Origin of the sequence: Microbacterium enclense (assembly GCA_038182865.1) — a bacterium.
Classification (GTDB): Bacteria; Actinomycetota; Actinomycetes; order Actinomycetales; family Microbacteriaceae; genus Microbacterium; species Microbacterium enclense_B.
In genome coordinates, this window is the sequence record CP116226.1 from 3,199,318 (window position 1) to 3,216,325 (window position 17,008).

The window sequence follows — 17,008 nt, forward strand, 5'->3', positions numbered from 1 at the left end:
CTGGAACTCTATGAATGACGCGCCGATCGGGATCTTCGACTCGGGAGTCGGCGGCCTCACCGTCGCCCGGGCCGTGTCTCAGCAGCTTCCACGCGAGTCGATCCTCTACATCGGCGACACCGCCCGCTCTCCGTACGGGCCGAAACCCATCGCCGATGTGCGACGGTACTCGCTCGAGGTGCTCGACACCCTCGTCGAGCAGGGCGTGAAAATGCTCGTCATCGCGTGCAACACCGCCTCGGCGGCCATGCTGCGCGACGCCCGCGAGCGCTACGACGTCCCGGTGGTCGAGGTCATCGGCCCCGCGGTCCGCACAGCGATGTCGACCACGCGCAACGGTCGTATCGGCGTGATCGGCACGGTGGGCACCATCGGTTCGCGCGCCTACCAGGACATGCTCGAGGTCAACGAGCGCCTCACGGTCTTCGCCGAGGCCTGTCCGCGCTTCGTCGAGTTCGTCGAGGCGGGGGTCACCGATTCTCCCGAGGTGCTCGCCACGGCCGAGCAGTATCTCGCCCCGCTTCGTCACGCCGGCGTCGATACCCTCGTGCTCGGCTGCACGCACTATCCGTTCCTCGAGGGCGCGATCAGCTACGTCATGGGACCCGACGTCAGTCTCGTGTCGAGCGACAGCGAGACCGCGAAGGACGTCTACCGCCAGCTGGTCTCCCGTGACCTGCTCGCGGGGCCGGATGCCGCGGCATCCCACCGCTACGAAGCCACCGGCTCCTCGGCCGACGATTTCCTGCGCCTCGCCCACCGCCTCATGGGTCGCGAGGTGCGCGAGGTGCAGCTCGTGCAGACCGGCGCCATCGACCTGCCGCGCTGAGGCGCGGCATCCATTTCTCGTTCCCCTGGAGGATCCATGACCCGCAAAGACGGTCGCACCACTGACCAGCTCCGCCCCGTGACCATCGAGCGCGGGTGGTCGGCGCATGCCGAGGGCTCGGCGCTGATCACGTTCGGCGGTACGAAGGTGCTCTGCACCGCGTCGTTCACCAACGGCGTCCCGCGGTGGTTGGCCGGTAAGGGCAAGGGGTGGGTCACCGCCGAGTACGCGATGCTCCCGCGCGCGACGAACAGCCGCAACGACCGCGAGAGCATCAAGGGCAAGGTCGGAGGCCGCACGCACGAGATCTCGCGCCTGATCGGCCGGGCGCTGCGCGCTGTCGTCGACACCAAGGCGCTCGGCGAGAACACGATCGTCATCGACTGCGACGTGCTACAGGCGGATGGCGGCACCCGCACCGCGGCCATCACGGGCGCGTACGTGGCCCTGGCGGATGCCATCGCCTGGGGCCGCGAGAAGAAGTTCATCGCGCAGCGGTCCGAGGTTCTCATCGACTCGGTGTCGGCCGTCTCCGTGGGCATCATCGACGGCGAGCCGATGCTCGACCTCGCCTACGTCGAGGACGTGCGCGCGGAGACCGATATGAACGTCGTCGTCACCGGTCGCGGGCTGTTCGTCGAGGTGCAGGGAACGGCCGAGGGCGCGCCCTTCGACAAGAGCGAGCTCGACCGCCTGCTCGAACTCGGCGTGAACGGCTGCGCCGAACTCCGTGGCCTCCAGGCCGCTGCTCTCGAGGGCTGAGATGAAGCGCGTCGTCCTGGCCACCCACAACCCGCACAAGGTCGAGGAGTTCCAGGCGATTGTCGCCGAGGTCCGCCCAGATCTCGAGGTCGTCGGCTACGACGGTCCCGAACCCGTCGAAGACGGCGTGACCTTCGCGGCCAACGCGCTGATCAAAGCGCGGGCAGCCGCGGCGCACACGGGCTTGCCGGCCCTCGCCGACGATTCGGGTGTCGCCGTCGATGTTCTGGGCGGCTCGCCGGGGGTCTTCTCGGCGTACTGGGCCGGACACAAGAAGGACGCGACGGCCAATCTCGAATTGCTGCTCGACCAGCTTTCCGACGTCGCCGACCCGCACCGCACCGCGCAGTTCGTCTCGGTGATCGCTCTCGTGCGCCCCGACGGCCGTGCAGACACCGTCGAGGGGCGCTGGCCCGGACGCTTGGCGACCGCCCCGGCAGGCCCGGGCGGATTCGGGTACGACCCGATCTTCATCCCCGACGGGCAATCCGCGTCCGACGAGCGGACCGTCGGCGAGTGGACCGCTGCCGAGAAGAACGCGCAGTCGCATCGCGCGAGGGCATTCCGTAACCTGACGCCCCTCTTGCAGAAACTGTGAGCCTGTAAGAAGGGAGGCGTGAAGCCCCTTCCTTCGGTGTCGATCATCGTCCCCGCCTTCAACGAGGAGGCGGTGATCGCGCGCTGCCTCGCGGCGATCGTGGGGCAGACGGTGCCCGCGGCGGAGGTGCTCGTCGTCGACAACCGCTCGACGGACGGCACACGCGAGGTCGTTCGGCGGTTCATCGCAGATCACCCGGACGCCGGCATCCGACTTCTCCGTCAGGATGACCGTCAGGGTCTGGTGCCGACCCGCAACGCGGGAATGGATGCCGCCACCGGTGAGGTGCTCGGCCGCATCGACGCCGACACCGCGCTCAAGCCCGATTGGGTGGCCCAGGTCGCTCGCGCGTTCGCCTCGGGAGAGATCGACGCTGTCTCCGGCCCCGTCGAGTATTACGACCTCCCGCTGCGGGCGACCGGACAGCAGGTCGACGACGCGTTGCGCCGCCTCCAGGTTCGCCTCGCCGGCGATTTCGTGTTCCTGTTCGGCAGCAACATGGCCGTCCGGGCGGTCTCCTGGCGCGACGTGCGGGAGTTCCTCTGCGACGACGAGGACGACGTCATGCACGAAGACCTCGACATCGCGGTCCACCTCGCCCTCGGCGGACATCGCATCGCGTATCGCTCCGCGATGGTCGCCGGGATGTCGGCGCGACGCCTCGACGATCGCCCCCGAGACTTCCGTCGTTACGTCGACCGTTTCGAGAACACGTACTCCGCGCACGGGATCCGCGACATGCGGTTACGCGCGCCGATGGCGGTCTTCCTCGGGGTGTACCCCGCGCTGCACGCGCACCGGCGCATCCAGGCGCAGCTCGCGGGCCTTCGACGCTGAAGGGCGAGAGCGACACCCGTTCTCATTCCCGACTACGGCGAAACCGCGCGAGCCCACCTGTGCCCCGCCTAGCCTGGAGCCATGCACGATCACGCCCCTGCCGGCGGCATCCGGGATGCCAGCAACCGGCGCCTTCTCGCCACGGCCCTGACGCTCACGGCGTCGGTGATGGTCGTGCAGATCGTCGGGGCGATCCTGTCGGGCTCCCTCGCCCTCCTCGCCGACGCGGCGCATATGTTCACGGACGCCGCGGCCCTCGTCGTCGCGCTGATCGCCACGGCCATCGCCTCGCGCCCCGCCGACGACCGCCGCACGTTCGGCTACCAGCGCGCAGAGGTCCTCGGTGCTCTCGCGAACGCCGTCATCCTGATCGTGCTGTGCGCGTGGGTGGGCTTCGAGGCCGTTCAGCGCCTTCTCGTGCCGGCCGAGGCCGAGGTCGAGGGCGGCCTCATGCTCGTCGTGGCCGCGGTGGGCATGGTCGCCAACGCGATCTCGATGTGGCTGCTGGGGCGCGCGCAGAAGCGCAGTATCAACGTGCGAGGGGCATATCTCGAGGTACTTGGTGATCTCGTGGGATCGGTCGCGGTCATCATCGCGGCGATCGTCATCGTGACGACGGGTTTCACGCAGGCGGATGCCATCGCCTCGCTGCTCATCGCGGTGCTCATCGTCCCGCGGGCGATCGGGTTGATGCGCGAGGTCGTCGTCGTGCTGACGGAGTCGGCGCCCGTCGACGTGCAGGTCGCCGAGATTCGAGAGCACCTGCGCGGGACCGACGGCGTCATCGACGTCCACGACGTCCACGTCTGGCAGCTCACCCGTGGAGCGCCGGTGTTCAGCGCGCACGTGATCGTGGAGGACGCGGCGATGACCGACGGCCGCGCGGCACGCATCCTCGAGAGCCTCCAGGGCTGTCTCGCCGACCATTTCGACGTGGAGCACTCGACGTTCCAGCTCGAGCCGGTCGGTCACGTCGAGCACGACACGCACCACGCGTAGCGCGGGGCCGGGCCACGCCCTCGCGTTTCGCCGGAGGCTGCGGCGGGCGTGCGTCCGCGCTGCGGGCGCGGGCGGGGCGTCAGCTCTCGCGAACGACCTCACTGGGGTCCTTGTCGGGGCGAAGCCCCCGCCAGCGGGCTTGACGAAGGATGCCACCGGGCGTGAACTCCGCGAACTCCACCTCGGCCACGAGCTCGGGGCGGACCCACACGGCATCGCGGGCGTCGGCCGCGGGCACGCCCACGAACGGGTCGACGGCGCTGCCGAGGGGACCGAGCAGGTCGGTGAGCTTCGCGAGCGTCTGCTCGCCGAAGCCCGAACCGACGCGACCGGCGTACTGGAGACCGTCCGCTCCGGGGACGCCCACCAGGAGCGACCCGATGGTGCCTGCGCGATTGCCCTTGCCCGGCCGGACCCCGCCGATCACGACCTCCTGGGTCCGCGAATGCTTGACCTTCAGCCACGATTCCGACCGCTCGCCACGACGATACGTCGATTCGGGGTCTTTCACGACGACCCCCTCGAGGCCGAACCGGCCACTGGTGGCGACGCCGGCTTCGACGTCGTCGAAGACGGGGGGAACGACGACCGGGGCCGTGGCACCCTCCGCGAGGGCTTCGAGGATGCCGCGCCGCTCGATCAACGGCAGGGATGCCACGTCGCGATCACCCACGCGCAGGACGTCGAAGAGGTAGAGCTGCACGGGGGTGCGCCGTGCTTCGCGCTCGATCTCTCGGGGTTGCGCGAGGTTCATCCGTTTCTGCAGCAGGGGGAAGCTCGGTCGGCCCTGCGGGTCGAGGGCGACGATCTCGCCGTCGAGGATCGCGGGATCGGATCCCAGCTCGAGATCGACCGCGGTCAGCTCGGGATAGGTCGCGGTCAGGTCGTTGCCGTTGCGGGAGCGCAGGCGGAGCCGCTCGCCGTCCCAGAGACCGATACCCCGGATGCCGTCCCACTTCATCTCCACCCACGCGCGGCCCCAGCGCTCGGCGGCGTCTCGAGCGAGGCCCGGGGTGGTCGAGATCGCCAGCATCGGGCGGAGGTCAGGGGTCGACGCGGCGCGCGCCGTCGCCGCCTCGGTCGACGGTACGGGGGACGCGGACCGTACCGTCGACACCGTCGCCCCGTGGTCGAGGGGGACGACGGGCTGCCCGTCGCTCTGCAGGCGGCCCGAGGCATCCGTCTTCATGCGGTGCAGCAGCCACTGCGACTTCTCGCCGCGTCCCTCCGTGCGGATGAGAGCAAGGCGCACCCGGCCGAGAGGGCCGTCGGGCCGCCCCTCGAAGGTCGCGATCACCTCGTCGTCGCGCCACTTCTCGAGTTCGTAGGTTCCGGTGTCCCAGACGGTCATGACGCCGGCGCCGTACTCTCCGCGCGGGATCTCACCGGCGAAGTCGAGATACTGCATGGGGTGGTCCTCGGTCATGACGGCGAGACTGTTCTTCGCGGTCGTCGCGGGAACGCCCTTCGGGACGGCCCAGCTCACCAGGACGCCATCGTGTTCGAGGCGCAGGTCCCAATGCAGGCGCGAGGCGTGATGCTCCTGGATGACGAAGCGGGGGAGACCTTCCGGAGGGGACGCGCCGTGGGGAGCCTCGGGGACGGGCTCGGGGGTCCTACCCGGTGTGCGCTTCGAGATGTAGGCGCGAAGAGGGTCGGAGTCGCGCTCGACCGGGGCGAGGGGATCGCCCACCCGCTCGAGGACCTCGGAGAAGAGCAGGTGGCGCAGAACCGGATCGTCGAGCTCGTCCCACGTGCGGGGAGCCGCGACGGTGGGCTGGGCGCGCCCGCGTAGCGAGTACGGCGCGATCGTCGTCTTGGAGCCGTTGTTCTGGCTCCAGTCGATGAAGACCTTGCCCGGGCGTGCGGCCTTGGACATCTGACTCACGACGAGATCGGGGTGGTCGGCTTCAATCGCGCGCGCGAGCTCTTTCGCGACCGCGCTGGCTCCGTCGCTGGAGTGACGGCCGTCGAGGTGGGCGTACAGGTGGATGCCCTTGCTGCCACTGGTCACCGGGAAGGGCTCGAGACCGATGTCCTGGAGGATCGCCCGAGCCCATCGGGCGACCTCCGCGCATTCGGCGAGACCGACGCCCGGACCGGGATCGAGATCGAGGACGAGACGATCAGGGTTCTTCCGTTCGCCACCGGGGGAGAACCGCCACTGAGGGACGTGGAGCTCGAGGCTGGCGACCTGGGCGAGGTAGACGAGGGACGGGAGGTCGTCGACGAGTGGGTAGTCCTTGGCGCCCGAGGAGTGATCGATCGGGAACCGCCGCACCCACGCCGGCGCCCCCGGCTCGAGCGCCTTCGCGAAGAACGGCTCGCCGGGCTCCGTTTCGGTGCCCACCCCGTCGGGCCAGCGTTTGCGTGTGACGGGACGATCGGCGACGTGGGGAAGAAGGCGCGGCGCGATGCGCGAGTAGTAGTCGATCACCTCGCCCTTGGTTGTTCCCGTTTCGGGGTAGAGCACCTTGTCGAGATTCGACAGGCGCAGGCGGCGCCCACCGATGCGCACCGTCTGTTCCACCATCGCCCCAGCGTAGAGCGCGAGAGGTGCCGGATACCGAGGGGGTTGCGCCCGCCGGGCGTGCGAAACTCCTGAGCTTCGGGGCCACGCCGGGCCAGCCGCTATCCGGATGCGCGACGTCGGCCGATTGTTCAGGAGTTTCGCGCGCGGTTCGACGAAAGGGGCGGTGGCCGACGCGCAAGGGTCTCGGCATCCCCTGTCTTTCGGTGTTCACTGGTGCCATGCGATCGATCTGGAAGGGCGCTCTGACGTTCGGCCTCGTCAACGTGCCCGTCAAGGTGTACTCGGCGACCGAAGACCACGACGTCTCGCTGCATCAGGTGCACAACAAGGACGGCGGGCGTATCCGCTACCAGCGGATCTGCGAGATCGACGGCGAAGTCGTGCCGTACAGCGACATCGACCGCGCCTACGACGATGGCGAGCAGACCGTCGTCCTCACCAAGGACGACCTCGCGTCGCTGCCGAGCGAGCGCAGTCGGGAGATCGAGGTCGTCGAGTTCGTGCCGAGCGACCAGGTCGATCTGCTGACGCTCGACAAGGCCTACTACCTGGAGCCCGACTCGTCCTCGCCCAAGGCCTACGTGCTCCTGCGCAAGACCCTGGAACAGACCGATCGCACCGCGATCGTGCGTTTCTCGCTGCGCCAGAAGACCCGGCTCGCCGCCCTTCGCGTGCGCGACGATGTGCTCGTGCTGCAGACCTTGCTCTGGGCCGACGAGGTGCGCGAGGCGGCGTTCCCGGCGCTGGAGGAGAGTGTGCGCATCTCCGCGAAGGAGTTGGAGATGTCGGCATCCCTCGTCGAGAGCTTCTCGAAGGATTTCGACCCCGAGGAGTTCACCGACGAGTACCAGGAGGAGCTCCGCACCCTCATCGACGCCAAGCTCGAGCAGGGCGACGCGATCGACACCGACGCGACCTTCGGGAAGCAGGAGGAGGAAGACGGGGGAGAGGTCATCGACCTCATGGAGGCGCTCCGCGCGAGCGTCGAGCGCAGCAGGGCCGCCCGGTCGGAGAAGGACGAACCCGAGAAGAAGGCTCCCGCGAAGAAGAAGAGCTCGAAGGCGTCCTGACCGGCCCGCCGGTGGGGCTCAGCGCGTGGGCTGGTCGCCGTCTTCGAGGGTCTTCGGATCGAGGGCCAGAGACTCCGCCTCCGCGTGCGTGATCGTGCCCTCGCGCTTGGCGGCGGCCCGCTCGCGGAAGTAGTGGATCGCGATGAAGATCGCGGTGCCGGCGACCGCGGCGAGCAGGATCACGTCGATGTACTCGGTCACGATGTCACGGATGAAGGGGATGTAGCCCACCGCGTAGCCGAGCATCGTGAGCCCGATGCCCCAGATGACCGCGCCGATGAAGTTGTAGAGGGTGTACTTGCGCCAGGGCATGTGGCCGACACCTGCGGCGATCGGGGCGAAGGTGCGGACGACCGGCACGAAACGGGCGAGGATCACCGTGAGTCCGCCGAAACGCTCGAAGAACGCGTTCGTGCGGTCGACGTTCTTCCGGCTGAAGATGCCCGAGTCTTTTCGCTCGAAGATCGACGGCCCGGCCTTGTGGCCGATGTAGTAGCCGACCTCCCCGCCGATGAAGGCGGCGAAACCGATCGCGAGAGCCACCCACCACGCGTTGATCCCGAACACTCCGTTCGGCGCGGCGGGCGTCGAGTGCGACAAGAGCCCCGCCATGATCAGCAACGTGTCGCCGGGCAGCAGGAAGCCGATGAGCAGGCCCGTCTCGGCGAAGATGATGAAGCACACCACGAGCAGAGCCCAGGGCTGCGAGTTGGTGATGATCGTCGCCGGGTCGAGCCACGGGAGCAGAGCGGTGGGGTGGATCACATCGGTCCCGTCGGGTCGGAGAGGCTATGCGGGGTGCGGCAGCCGTCGTGCGGAAGGGGGGACTTGAACCCCCACGCCCGAAGGCACAGGAACCTAAATCCTGCGTGTCTACCGATTTCACCACTCCCGCGAGTGGCATCAGTCTATGCGCGCGCGAGGTTCGCACGATGTGAACCAGCCGTCAACCCCCGGCGATCTCACCCGGGACGACGGTGGCGGCGTTGCAGGTCAGATGGATGTCGTCTCGGCGGAACCGGGCACCTCGGAGGAGAAGAAGACGCCGAAGGCGACGAGAACGCTCCTCGTCGCGCACGTGTGGCGAACCTGCGTCCGACACGCCGAAGGAATGCGGGCGGGTCTCCGCGGCTTGTCCTTGGCATGCAGGCGATCACGTACACGCGAACCGGTGACTCCTCCGTCCTCACGCTCGTCGAGCGCGCGACCCCCGCTCCCGGACCCGGAGAGGTGCGCGTGCGTATCGCCGTGTCGGGGGTGAACCCGACGGACTGGAAGGCCCGCGAGGGCGGTCGGCCGTTCTCGTTCGCCGAGGTCACTCCGAATCAGGACGGCGCCGGAACGGTGGATGCCGTGGGCGAGGGCGTCTCGTCGGTCTCGGTCGGCCAGCGGGTCTGGGTCTACCTCGCTCAGCACGAGCGTCCCACCGGCACCGCCGCCGAGTACGCCGTGATCCCCGCCGCGCGGGCCGTTCCCCTGGCCGATGGTGCATCGTTCGCGCTCGGCGCGAGCCTGGGAGTGCCGGCGATGACCGCCCATCGCGCGCTCACCGTCCACGAACACGGCCCTGCGCGCCTTGCGCCCGGCGCGCTGGCGGGGCGGACCGTCCTGGTTCAGGGAGGGGCAGGCGCCGTGGGCCACGCAGCCATCCAGCTGGCGGTCTGGGCGGGGGGCACGGTGATCGCCACCGTGAGCAGCGACGAAAAAGAGGCGCTCGCACGGGCGGCCGGCGCTCATCACGTGCTCCAGTACCCGAGCGAAGCCCTGGCCGCCGGCATCCGGGATCTGGCCCCGAACGGTGTCGAGCACATCGTCGAGGTCGCGATCGCCGACAACGCCGGACTCGACGTCGAGGTCGTCGCGAATCACGGCAGCATCGGCTACTACGCCGACAACGGCGGTGACAGCTTCACCGCGGCCGTGCGCGCGAGCTTCGCGAAGAACGTGAGATGGCAGGGACTGCTTCTCTACACGGTGGGCGAGGATGCTCTCCGCGCCGCCGCTGAAGACGTCTCCGCGGCCGTCGCGGCCGGTGCGCTTCCCGTGGGAGAGTCCGCCGGGCTCCCGGTGACGTGGTTCCCGCTGGCGGAGACGGCGGCGGCGCACGACGCCGTCGCGGACGGCGCTGTCGGCAAGGTGCTCGTCCGGGTCACCGACGAGGACTGACGGCCCGTCCGCGGACGCCGATCACGACGGCTGCGCCGAGGAGCACCATCGCCGCGATTCCCAGCGCGACCGGGCTGCCCAGCCGGTGGGCGAGCCCGCCGACGACCGCTCCCGCCACGAGGGCGGACCACAACAGCAGGGGCCGCATCCAGGCTGTTCGGGAGCCACCGGTGGCGAGAGACGCGATGGCGAGGCCCAGGCTCACGAGCGTTCCCGTGGCGTAGGTGATGGCGACCCGCGCGCGACCATCGGCGAGGAACAGCGTGTTGAGGGCGCCCATCCCCGCGGCGAGGAGCCCCGCTCTCCACAGGGTCTGCGGGCCGCCCAGCGCGAGCGTCGCGGCGAGGGCCACCGCGACTGCCGCTCCGGCGATCACCCACGGGCGCGGGTGTGAGAGGCGTGTGCTCACGGCCGCCGCGACGGCGACTCCGAGCACGAAGGCCGTGATGATCCCGGCCGAGACGAGGGTGACCGAGAGACCTCCGTCGAGCAGATCGACCGCTCCCTGCGTCGAGTTGCCGCTCATGAAGGAGACGAACAAGCCCCCGGTGTCGAGGAAGCCGATCGCGTCCACGAAGCCGGCGACCGCCGCGAGTCCGGCTGACAGCGCGAGTGAGCCACGGTCGACGTCTCTCATCGCGTCCCCCGATCCTCTAGGCCTGGGTGCATCCTCGTGGCCCCGCGCCGCACGGGCAAATCGACGGCAGGCGAGCGGTGTCGAGGAACGGAAAGCCGTCGGGGCCGTGTGCACGCGGCACACGACCCCGACGGTCGATGGGTGGTGCTTACTCCTGGGTGCTGCGGCGGCGGGCGATCACGGTGCCCCCCGCGATCAGCGCGCCGAGGACGAGCATGCCGGCACCGATCGCGGGGAGGGGGGATCCGTCGACGTCAGAACCCGTCTGAGCGAGGTCGTCGCGCGGGCCGGGACCCGTCGTCGTGCTCGGCGAGGGGCTCGGCTGAGCGGTCGGCTGCGCGGTGGGCTCGGCCGTCGGCTCGGCAGTGGGCTGCGCGGTCGGCTCCGTCGTGGGCTCGGGCGAAGGCTCCGTCGGCTCGGGCGACGGCTCGACCGCCGCATCCCAGGCGAGCGCGGCGGCGGCGTGGCCGATCGCGGGGGCGAAGATGTCGACCGAGTCGCGGTTGACGTTTGCGAGCGTGTCGTTGACCGTATGGTAGTTGCGGTCCATGAAGACCCCGGCCGTGCCGCCGAACAGCTCGGCCTGCTCCTCGGTCTTGATGTCATCGGCACCCGAGAACAGCCCGCCGGCGGGCACGCCGTTGTCGATGAACGCCTGGTAGTCCGAGCGCCCCGAGTACTCGGTGTCGATCCAGGGCTGGTCGATCGCGTCGAAGTAGTCGGTGTAGATCTTCTCGAGCTCGATCGATCCTTCGGGGATCTCGACCGGCGCTTCGTGCGTGGACTGATCGGCGTCGTAGACACCGACGGTGAAGTTCTCGGAGCCGATCATGTCGTAGTTGAGGTAGGAGGAGATGCGGTCCCACTCGGCGGGGTCGTTGGCGACGAGGTCGTTGACGTACGCGGTCGAGCCGAGCAGTCCGATCTCCTCGGCACCCCACAGGGCCAGACGGATGCGCTTGTCGTTGGGGACCTCGGATGCCGCGATCCTCTCGGCCAGGGCGAGGATCGCCGCCGATCCCGACGCGTTGTCGTTCACGCCCGGACCTTCGGCGACGCCGTCGAGGTGGGCGCCGATGACGACGGTGTCGTCGGGGTCACCGGCGGTGCTGTCGGCGATGATGTTGAACGTCTGACCGACGAGGAACTGCTTCTCGATGACCGCGGTGCCCTCGACGGGAGCGTCCTCAGGGGCCGCCGTCACGAGGGCGGCGAGGGTGTCGCCGCTGGCCTGCGGGAGGGTGGCCGCGGGGGAGTCCTCTTCATTGCGGGGGCCCGAGCCGACGTTGGTGAGCTGGTCCTCGGGGGAGACGCCCTCTTCGGGGGCACGCTCGTTGTTGTAGACGAACACCGCGCCCGCGCCGGCAGCCGACGCGTTGTCGATCTTGAGCTCGAACGTGCAGACACCGCGCTGGATCAGGACGATCGAGCCGGCCGGCACGTCGGCGAAGTCGCCGGTCTCGCAACCGAGGTGGCCACCATCAGCCGAGACGGGCAGGGCGAGCGCCCCGGTGTAGGGGGCGTCGGTTCCTTCGCTGTTGTCGAAGTGCGACCCCGTGTACGTCGTGCCGTCGACCGTGAGCGACGCCTCACCGAACTCGGAGTACGGCACGTCGAACGATTGCCGTGACACGGTGAACGCTCCCGTATCCTCCAGCACCTTCTCGGCGTACTGGGCGGCGGCCTCGTAGCCCGGACCGTTCCACGTGCGATACCCCTCATCGGCGTACGACTCGCTGATCGCCGAGAACTGTTCGAGGTGCGACATGACGTCGGCGCCGGTCAGACCGAGGTCGTTCGGCGCTTCCGTCTCCGGAGCGGCGAACGCCGCGGGCGCGATCATGAGGGCGCCGCCGACGAGAGCGGAGGTCGCGGCGATCGCGGACGCGCGTCGCAGACGCCGGGGTGGGGGGAGCAGGGTGTTTCTGGGCACAGGTATGCACCTCTCCGCGGGCATCGATGCCCGCATCATCCAGGGGGAATGACGCGTCGTCCGGAGAGGACGATCGCGCTTTGATTCTGTCCGCAGATCAGCGAAAACAACAAGAGCGGCCGTAATTTTTACGGGGTCGAAACAATCCCGGCGATGAAATCAGCGTTTCCAAGGAACGTAACGCGGCACCCACCGCACGAATCCGATGGCCCCGAGGGCGGCGACGACGCCCATCACCGCGACAGCGCCCGACAGAGACATCGCCGCTGTGACGGCGGAGATCAGCACCGGGGCGAAGGCGCCACCGGCATCCGTCAGTGTGCGCCATGACCCGAGGAATGCGGCGGGCTCCTCCTGAGGCGCGATGTCGGCGCCGAGAGTGAGCAGGATGCCGCTGGACAGACCGTTGCCGACTCCCAACACAGCGGCGAACATCGCGAACCACATCGATGCGCTGTCGAGGTCGTGCGTGAAGGCGAGTGCGAAGAACCCCGCTCCCATGAGCACCATCGCGGGAAGGGCAGCCCATAGTCTCCCGAAGCGGTCCATGACCTGACCGCTCGCGTAGAACAGCGCGAAGTCGATGGCTCCCGAGACGCCGACGACGACGGCGATCGTCGAGGCGTCAAGGCCGAGCGAGACGCCCCACAGAGGCAACACGACCTGCCGCGCCGAGCGCACCGCCGAGAGTGAGGCGGCCGCGAGGCCGAGGCGCGCCAGCACGGCACGGAAGCGCCACATCGTGCGGAAGACGCCGACGCGCTCGACGGTCGGGATCGCGCCGGTGACGGCTTCGCCGGTGTCTTCGGCGTCGCGCGAGTCTCCGTCGGCCGACAGCCGCGGCGCGGCGGCACCCACCGGCACGGCCTTCTCGGGATCGGGTCCGAGGAAGACCAGAAGAATAGTCGCCACCTGGCAGACGGCGAAGAAGATGATGGATGCCGTCTCGTCGCCGAAGATCCCGAGCAGAGCCGCAGAGATGAATGGGCCGACGAACATGCCGAGGCGGAAGGTCCCACCGAGGAGGGACAGGGCGCGAGCACGGAAATGCAGGGGAACGCGCGTCGTCATGAACGAATGGCGGGCGAGGGCGAACGACGCGGCGCAGAACCCGATGAGGAACACGGCTGCCGCGAAGAATGCCAGGGTTCCGGCGAACACCACCCCGACCAGGCCTCCGAGGATGACGATGCCCGCCACCCCCATGGTCAGTCTCTCCCCGAAGCGGGCGACGGCCCACCCGGCGGGGATGTTGCCGCACAGCTGCCCGACGACGAGAGCGGCCGCGACGAGAGCGGCCAGGGCGACGTCGGCTCCCAGGCGATCGGCGATGACCGGGATGAGCGGGATGACGGCTCCCTCCCCCACCGCGAAGAGCAGGGTGGGGCCGTAGATCATGGGGGCGAAGCGCACCAGCACGTTCCGCGGAGAGTCGTCGGTCACCGTGTCCACGATAGGCTTGATCGCAAATGCTCGAACTCGATTTGACCGCCGACATCCAGGCGCTGCGCTCGACCTTCGCCGATATCCAGGCCGTGGTCGACGTCGACGCACTCACCGCCGACATCGACCGCCTCAGTGAAGAGGCCGGCGCTCCCGACCTGTGGGACGACGTCGACAACGCGCAGAAGGTGACCAGCCGGCTCAGCCACCGCCAGGCCGAGCTGAAGCGCATCACCGAGATCGAGCAGCGTCTCGACGACCTCGAGGTGCTCGTCGAGCTCGCGATCGAGATGGACGACGAAGACTCCGCCGATGAGGCCCGCCGCGAGCTCTCTTCACTGAAAGACGTGATCGGCCAGCTCGAGGTGCAGACGCTCCTCGACGGCGAGTACGACGCGCGCTCGGCCGTCGTCACCATCCGCTCGGGGGCCGGGGGCGACGACGCCACCGACTTCGCCGAGATGCTGCTGCGCATGTACCTCCGCTGGGCGGAGCGTCACAAGTACCCGGTGAAGGTCATGGACACCTCGTACGCCGAGGGCGCGGGCATCAAGTCGGCGACGTTCGAGATCGACGTGCCGTACGCCTATGGCACGTTGTCAGTTGAGGCAGGTACTCACCGTCTCGCCCGCATCAGTCCGTTCGGCGGCGCCGACAAGCGGCAGACGAGCTTCGCCGCGGTCGAGGTCATCCCGGTCATGGAAGAAGCCGTCGAGGTCGAGGTCCCCGAGGGCGATATCCGCGTCGACGTGTTCCGTTCGTCGGGCCCGGGCGGCCAGTCCGTCAACACGACGGACTCGGCCGTGCGCATCACGCACCTCCCCACCGGGCTCGTCGTCTCGATGCAGAACGAGAAATCGCAGATCCAGAACCGTGCCGCCGCCATGCGCGTGCTGCAGACCCGTCTGTTGCTGCTCAAGCGCGAAGAAGAGGCCGCCAAGAAGAAGGAGCTCGCGGGCACGATCACCGCGAGCTGGGGCGACCAGATGCGCTCCTACTTCCTCTACGGCCAGCAGCTCGTGAAAGACCTGCGCACCGGCTACGAGGTCGGCAACCCCGCGGTGGTCTTCGACGGCGACCTCGACGGTCTCATCGCGGCCGGCATCCGCTGGCGCAAGCGCAAAGACGACGACTGAGTCGGATGCCGCGGGCGTCAGCATCCATAGGGTTTTCCCGGATGCCGACACGGCGCGTCCTGTCAGGCTCCGCGAGAGGCGCGCTTAGGCTCGTCGAGCCATGATCCGGTTCGAGAATGTCACCAAGCGGTATCGCGGCACCACGAAGCCCGCGCTGAGCGCGGTCGACTTCGAGGTGCAGCGTGGAGAGTTCGTCTTCCTCGTCGGCGCCTCGGGGTCGGGGAAGTCGTCGTGCTTGCAGCTGATCCTGCGGGCCGAGACCCCGAGCGACGGGCGCGTCGTCGTGCTCGGTCGAGATCTGCGCACTCTGTCGAACCGCAAGGTTCCCTACTTCCGTCGCCATATCGGCTCGGTGTTCCAGGACTTCCGTCTGCTGCCCAACAAGACCGTGCACCAGAATGTCGCGTTCACGCTGCAGGTCACGGGAGCCTCGCGCGGGTTCGTGCAGCAGGCCGTTCCGGAGGTGCTGGCTCTCGTCGGTCTCGACGGGAAAGAGAAGCGTCTCCCGCATGAGCTCTCGGGTGGTGAGCAGCAGCGGGTGGCCATCGCCCGTGCCCTCGTGAACCGTCCCCAGGTGCTGCTGGCCGACGAGCCCACCGGAAACCTCGACCCGGGCACCTCGATCGACATCATGCGGCTGCTCGCACGGATCAACGCCGGTGGTACGACGGTCGTCATGGCCACGCACGAGGCCGGCTTCGTCGACCAGATGCAGCGCCGCGTCATCGAGCTGAGCAACGGTGAGATGGTGCGCGACGAGCGCCACGGCGGCTACGGCGACCGCTCCGGACTCCCCGTGCTGGCACCCGAGGTCGAGAAGGGCGCCGCCGCTGTCGCGGCCCTCACCGCGGTGCTCGAGGTGCAGCGCGAGGTCACGAGCATCACGGGTCCGGTCGAGCCGCTGCGCGGCCCCGAGGGATCCGAGTCCGCTCCGGCATCCGAGCCGGCCGTGACCACTCCCACGGCGACCGAACAGCGCGAGCCCGGCACGAACACGCGATCGATTCCGGTGAGTACCCCCGACGTCGATGCGCTCGGTCTCGCCGACAAACTGGGGCTCGCCGACAAGAAAGACCGCGACGACGAAGTGGGACCCACGTCATGAGGTTCGGGCTGATCCTGTCGGAGGCCTTCTCCGGTCTCCGCCGCAACGCGTCGATGGTCATCTCGGTCATCCTCGTGACCTTCGTCTCGCTGACCTTCGTCGGCGCGGCGATGCTCATGCAGATGCAGATCGGCAAGATGCAGTCGTATTGGGCCGACCGCGCCCAGGTGGCGGTGTTCATGTGCTCGACGGTGTCGGACAAGCCGACGTGCAACGCCGGCGAAGCGGCCACGCAGGAGCAGATCGACGCGGTGCGTGCGACGCTCGACGGCGACGCGCTCCGCCCCCTCATCCGCGACTACACCTTCTCGACGAGCGACGAGGCGTTCCAGAACGCGCAGGGCCTGCTGTCGTCCGACATCGCCGGCGTGGTGACGGCGGACCAGTTCAACGCGACCTTCAACATCAACCTGGTCGACCAGAACCAGTCCGACGTGATCGCCGAGGCGTTCAGCGGCCAGACCGGGGTCGAAGAGGTGACCAACCAGATGCAGTACCTGGAGCCGCTGTTCCAGTCGCTCACCGTGGCCACGTACGTCGCCGTGGGCATCGCCGGTCTCATGCTCGTCGCCGCGGTGCTGTTGATCGCGACGACCATCCGTCTCTCCGCGTTCGCGAGACGCAAGGAGCTGGGGATCATGCGCCTCGTGGGCGCGTCCAACCGATTCATCCAGACGCCGTTCATCCTCGAGGGGGTCCTCGCGGCCCTCATCGGTTCCGCTCTCGCGAGCGTCGCCGTGTGGGCGATCGTGCAGGTCGGCGTGGAGCGTTACCTGCGCGACCGGATCAGTTTCATCACGTCGTGGGTCGGTCTCGCCGACGTCGCCATCGTCGTGCCGGTGATCGTGGTCATCGGCGTCGTGCTGGCCGCCCTCAGCGCCGGCTTCGCCATCCGACGCTGGCTGCGCACCTGATCCTGTAAGCTGAGGGGCTCTGTGTGCCCATGATCATGAGGAGGTG

The 17,008-nt window shown here is 68.8% G+C and carries 15 protein-coding genes and 1 tRNA gene; 10 read left to right on the forward strand and 6 right to left on the reverse strand.

Going from position 1 to position 17,008, the window contains the following annotated elements:
- The first annotated feature begins 10 nt into the window (after positions 1-10).
- The 5 genes from murI to PIR02_15035 all read left to right on the forward strand — a co-directional run bounded on the left by murI (position 11) and on the right by PIR02_15035 (position 4,025).
- On the forward strand, positions 11-829 hold the full coding sequence (gene murI / locus PIR02_15015; protein ID WZH36065.1) for a glutamate racemase: 819 nt from the start codon (positions 11-13) through the stop codon (positions 827-829).
- A gap of 36 nt (positions 830-865) precedes the next feature.
- The gene (gene rph, locus PIR02_15020) at positions 866-1,591 is read left to right on the forward strand and encodes a ribonuclease PH (protein ID WZH36066.1); all 726 of its coding nucleotides are present in this window, start codon (positions 866-868) and stop codon (positions 1,589-1,591) included.
- Position 1,592: 1 nt separating this feature from the next.
- Positions 1,593-2,189, forward strand: coding sequence for an RdgB/HAM1 family non-canonical purine NTP pyrophosphatase (rdgB, locus tag PIR02_15025; protein ID WZH36067.1), 597 nt, complete (start codon positions 1,593-1,595; stop codon positions 2,187-2,189).
- 18 nt (positions 2,190-2,207) lie between these two features.
- Entirely contained in the window at positions 2,208-3,026 is an 819-nt protein-coding gene (locus PIR02_15030; GenBank protein WZH36068.1) for a glycosyltransferase family 2 protein, read from the forward strand.
- An 81-nt stretch (positions 3,027-3,107) separates the two neighbouring features.
- Positions 3,108-4,025 (forward strand): cation diffusion facilitator family transporter, encoded by a 918-nt coding sequence (locus PIR02_15035; GenBank protein ID WZH36069.1) that lies wholly within the window; start codon positions 3,108-3,110, stop codon positions 4,023-4,025.
- 79 nt (positions 4,026-4,104) lie between these two features.
- Here PIR02_15035 and PIR02_15040 read toward each other — a convergent pair whose 3' ends face one another.
- Entirely contained in the window at positions 4,105-6,558 is a 2,454-nt protein-coding gene (locus PIR02_15040; GenBank protein ID WZH36070.1) for an ATP-dependent DNA ligase, read from the reverse strand.
- 218 nt (positions 6,559-6,776) lie between these two features.
- Between PIR02_15040 and PIR02_15045 the strand changes: the two genes are divergently transcribed.
- Positions 6,777-7,628: a Ku protein gene (locus tag PIR02_15045; protein WZH36071.1), complete on the forward strand. Its 852-nt coding sequence runs from the start codon at positions 6,777-6,779 to the stop codon at positions 7,626-7,628.
- An 18-nt stretch (positions 7,629-7,646) separates the two neighbouring features.
- On the opposite strand, the gene PIR02_15050 is transcribed toward PIR02_15045, so the two are convergent.
- Together PIR02_15050 and PIR02_15055 are read right to left on the reverse strand one after the other, a co-directional pair.
- Positions 7,647-8,390 carry a VTT domain-containing protein gene (locus PIR02_15050; GenBank protein WZH39021.1) on the reverse strand — a complete coding sequence of 248 codons (744 nt, stop codon included), beginning with the start codon at positions 8,388-8,390 and terminating at the stop codon, positions 7,647-7,649.
- Positions 8,391-8,441: 51 nt separating this feature from the next.
- Positions 8,442-8,523: transfer RNA gene (locus PIR02_15055), tRNA-Leu, on the reverse strand.
- 248 nt (positions 8,524-8,771) lie between these two features.
- Here PIR02_15055 and PIR02_15060 point away from each other — a divergent pair.
- Positions 8,772-9,794: an NADPH:quinone reductase gene (locus PIR02_15060; GenBank protein ID WZH36072.1), complete on the forward strand. Its 1,023-nt coding sequence runs from the start codon at positions 8,772-8,774 to the stop codon at positions 9,792-9,794.
- On the opposite strand, the gene PIR02_15065 is transcribed toward PIR02_15060, so the two are convergent.
- From PIR02_15065 to PIR02_15075, 3 genes are all read right to left on the reverse strand, one after another.
- Positions 9,778-10,431, reverse strand: a complete 654-nt coding sequence (locus PIR02_15065; GenBank protein WZH36073.1) for a YoaK family protein — start codon at positions 10,429-10,431, stop codon at positions 9,778-9,780. The two genes, PIR02_15060 and PIR02_15065, sit on opposite strands and share 17 nt — an antisense overlap.
- A gap of 148 nt (positions 10,432-10,579) precedes the next feature.
- The gene (locus tag PIR02_15070) at positions 10,580-12,364 is read right to left on the reverse strand and encodes a M20/M25/M40 family metallo-hydrolase (GenBank protein WZH36074.1); all 1,785 of its coding nucleotides are present in this window, start codon (positions 12,362-12,364) and stop codon (positions 10,580-10,582) included.
- A gap of 159 nt (positions 12,365-12,523) precedes the next feature.
- Complete coding sequence (locus PIR02_15075; protein ID WZH39022.1) at positions 12,524-13,762, reverse strand: MFS transporter; 1,239 nt, start codon at positions 13,760-13,762, stop codon at positions 12,524-12,526.
- A gap of 71 nt (positions 13,763-13,833) precedes the next feature.
- Here PIR02_15075 and prfB point away from each other — a divergent pair, with 71 nt between their 5' ends.
- The 3 genes from prfB (at position 13,834) to ftsX (ending at position 16,962) form a co-directional block, all read left to right on the forward strand.
- Entirely contained in the window at positions 13,834-14,943 is a 1,110-nt protein-coding gene (prfB, locus tag PIR02_15080) for a peptide chain release factor 2 (protein ID WZH36075.1), read from the forward strand.
- Positions 14,944-15,043: 100 nt separating this feature from the next.
- On the forward strand, positions 15,044-16,048 hold the full coding sequence (gene ftsE / locus PIR02_15085; protein ID WZH36076.1) for a cell division ATP-binding protein FtsE: 1,005 nt from the start codon (positions 15,044-15,046) through the stop codon (positions 16,046-16,048).
- Entirely contained in the window at positions 16,045-16,962 is a 918-nt protein-coding gene (gene ftsX, locus PIR02_15090; protein WZH36077.1) for a permease-like cell division protein FtsX, read from the forward strand. Before ftsE ends, ftsX begins: the two co-directional genes overlap by 4 nt.
- The last annotated feature ends 46 nt before the right edge of the window (positions 16,963-17,008 follow it).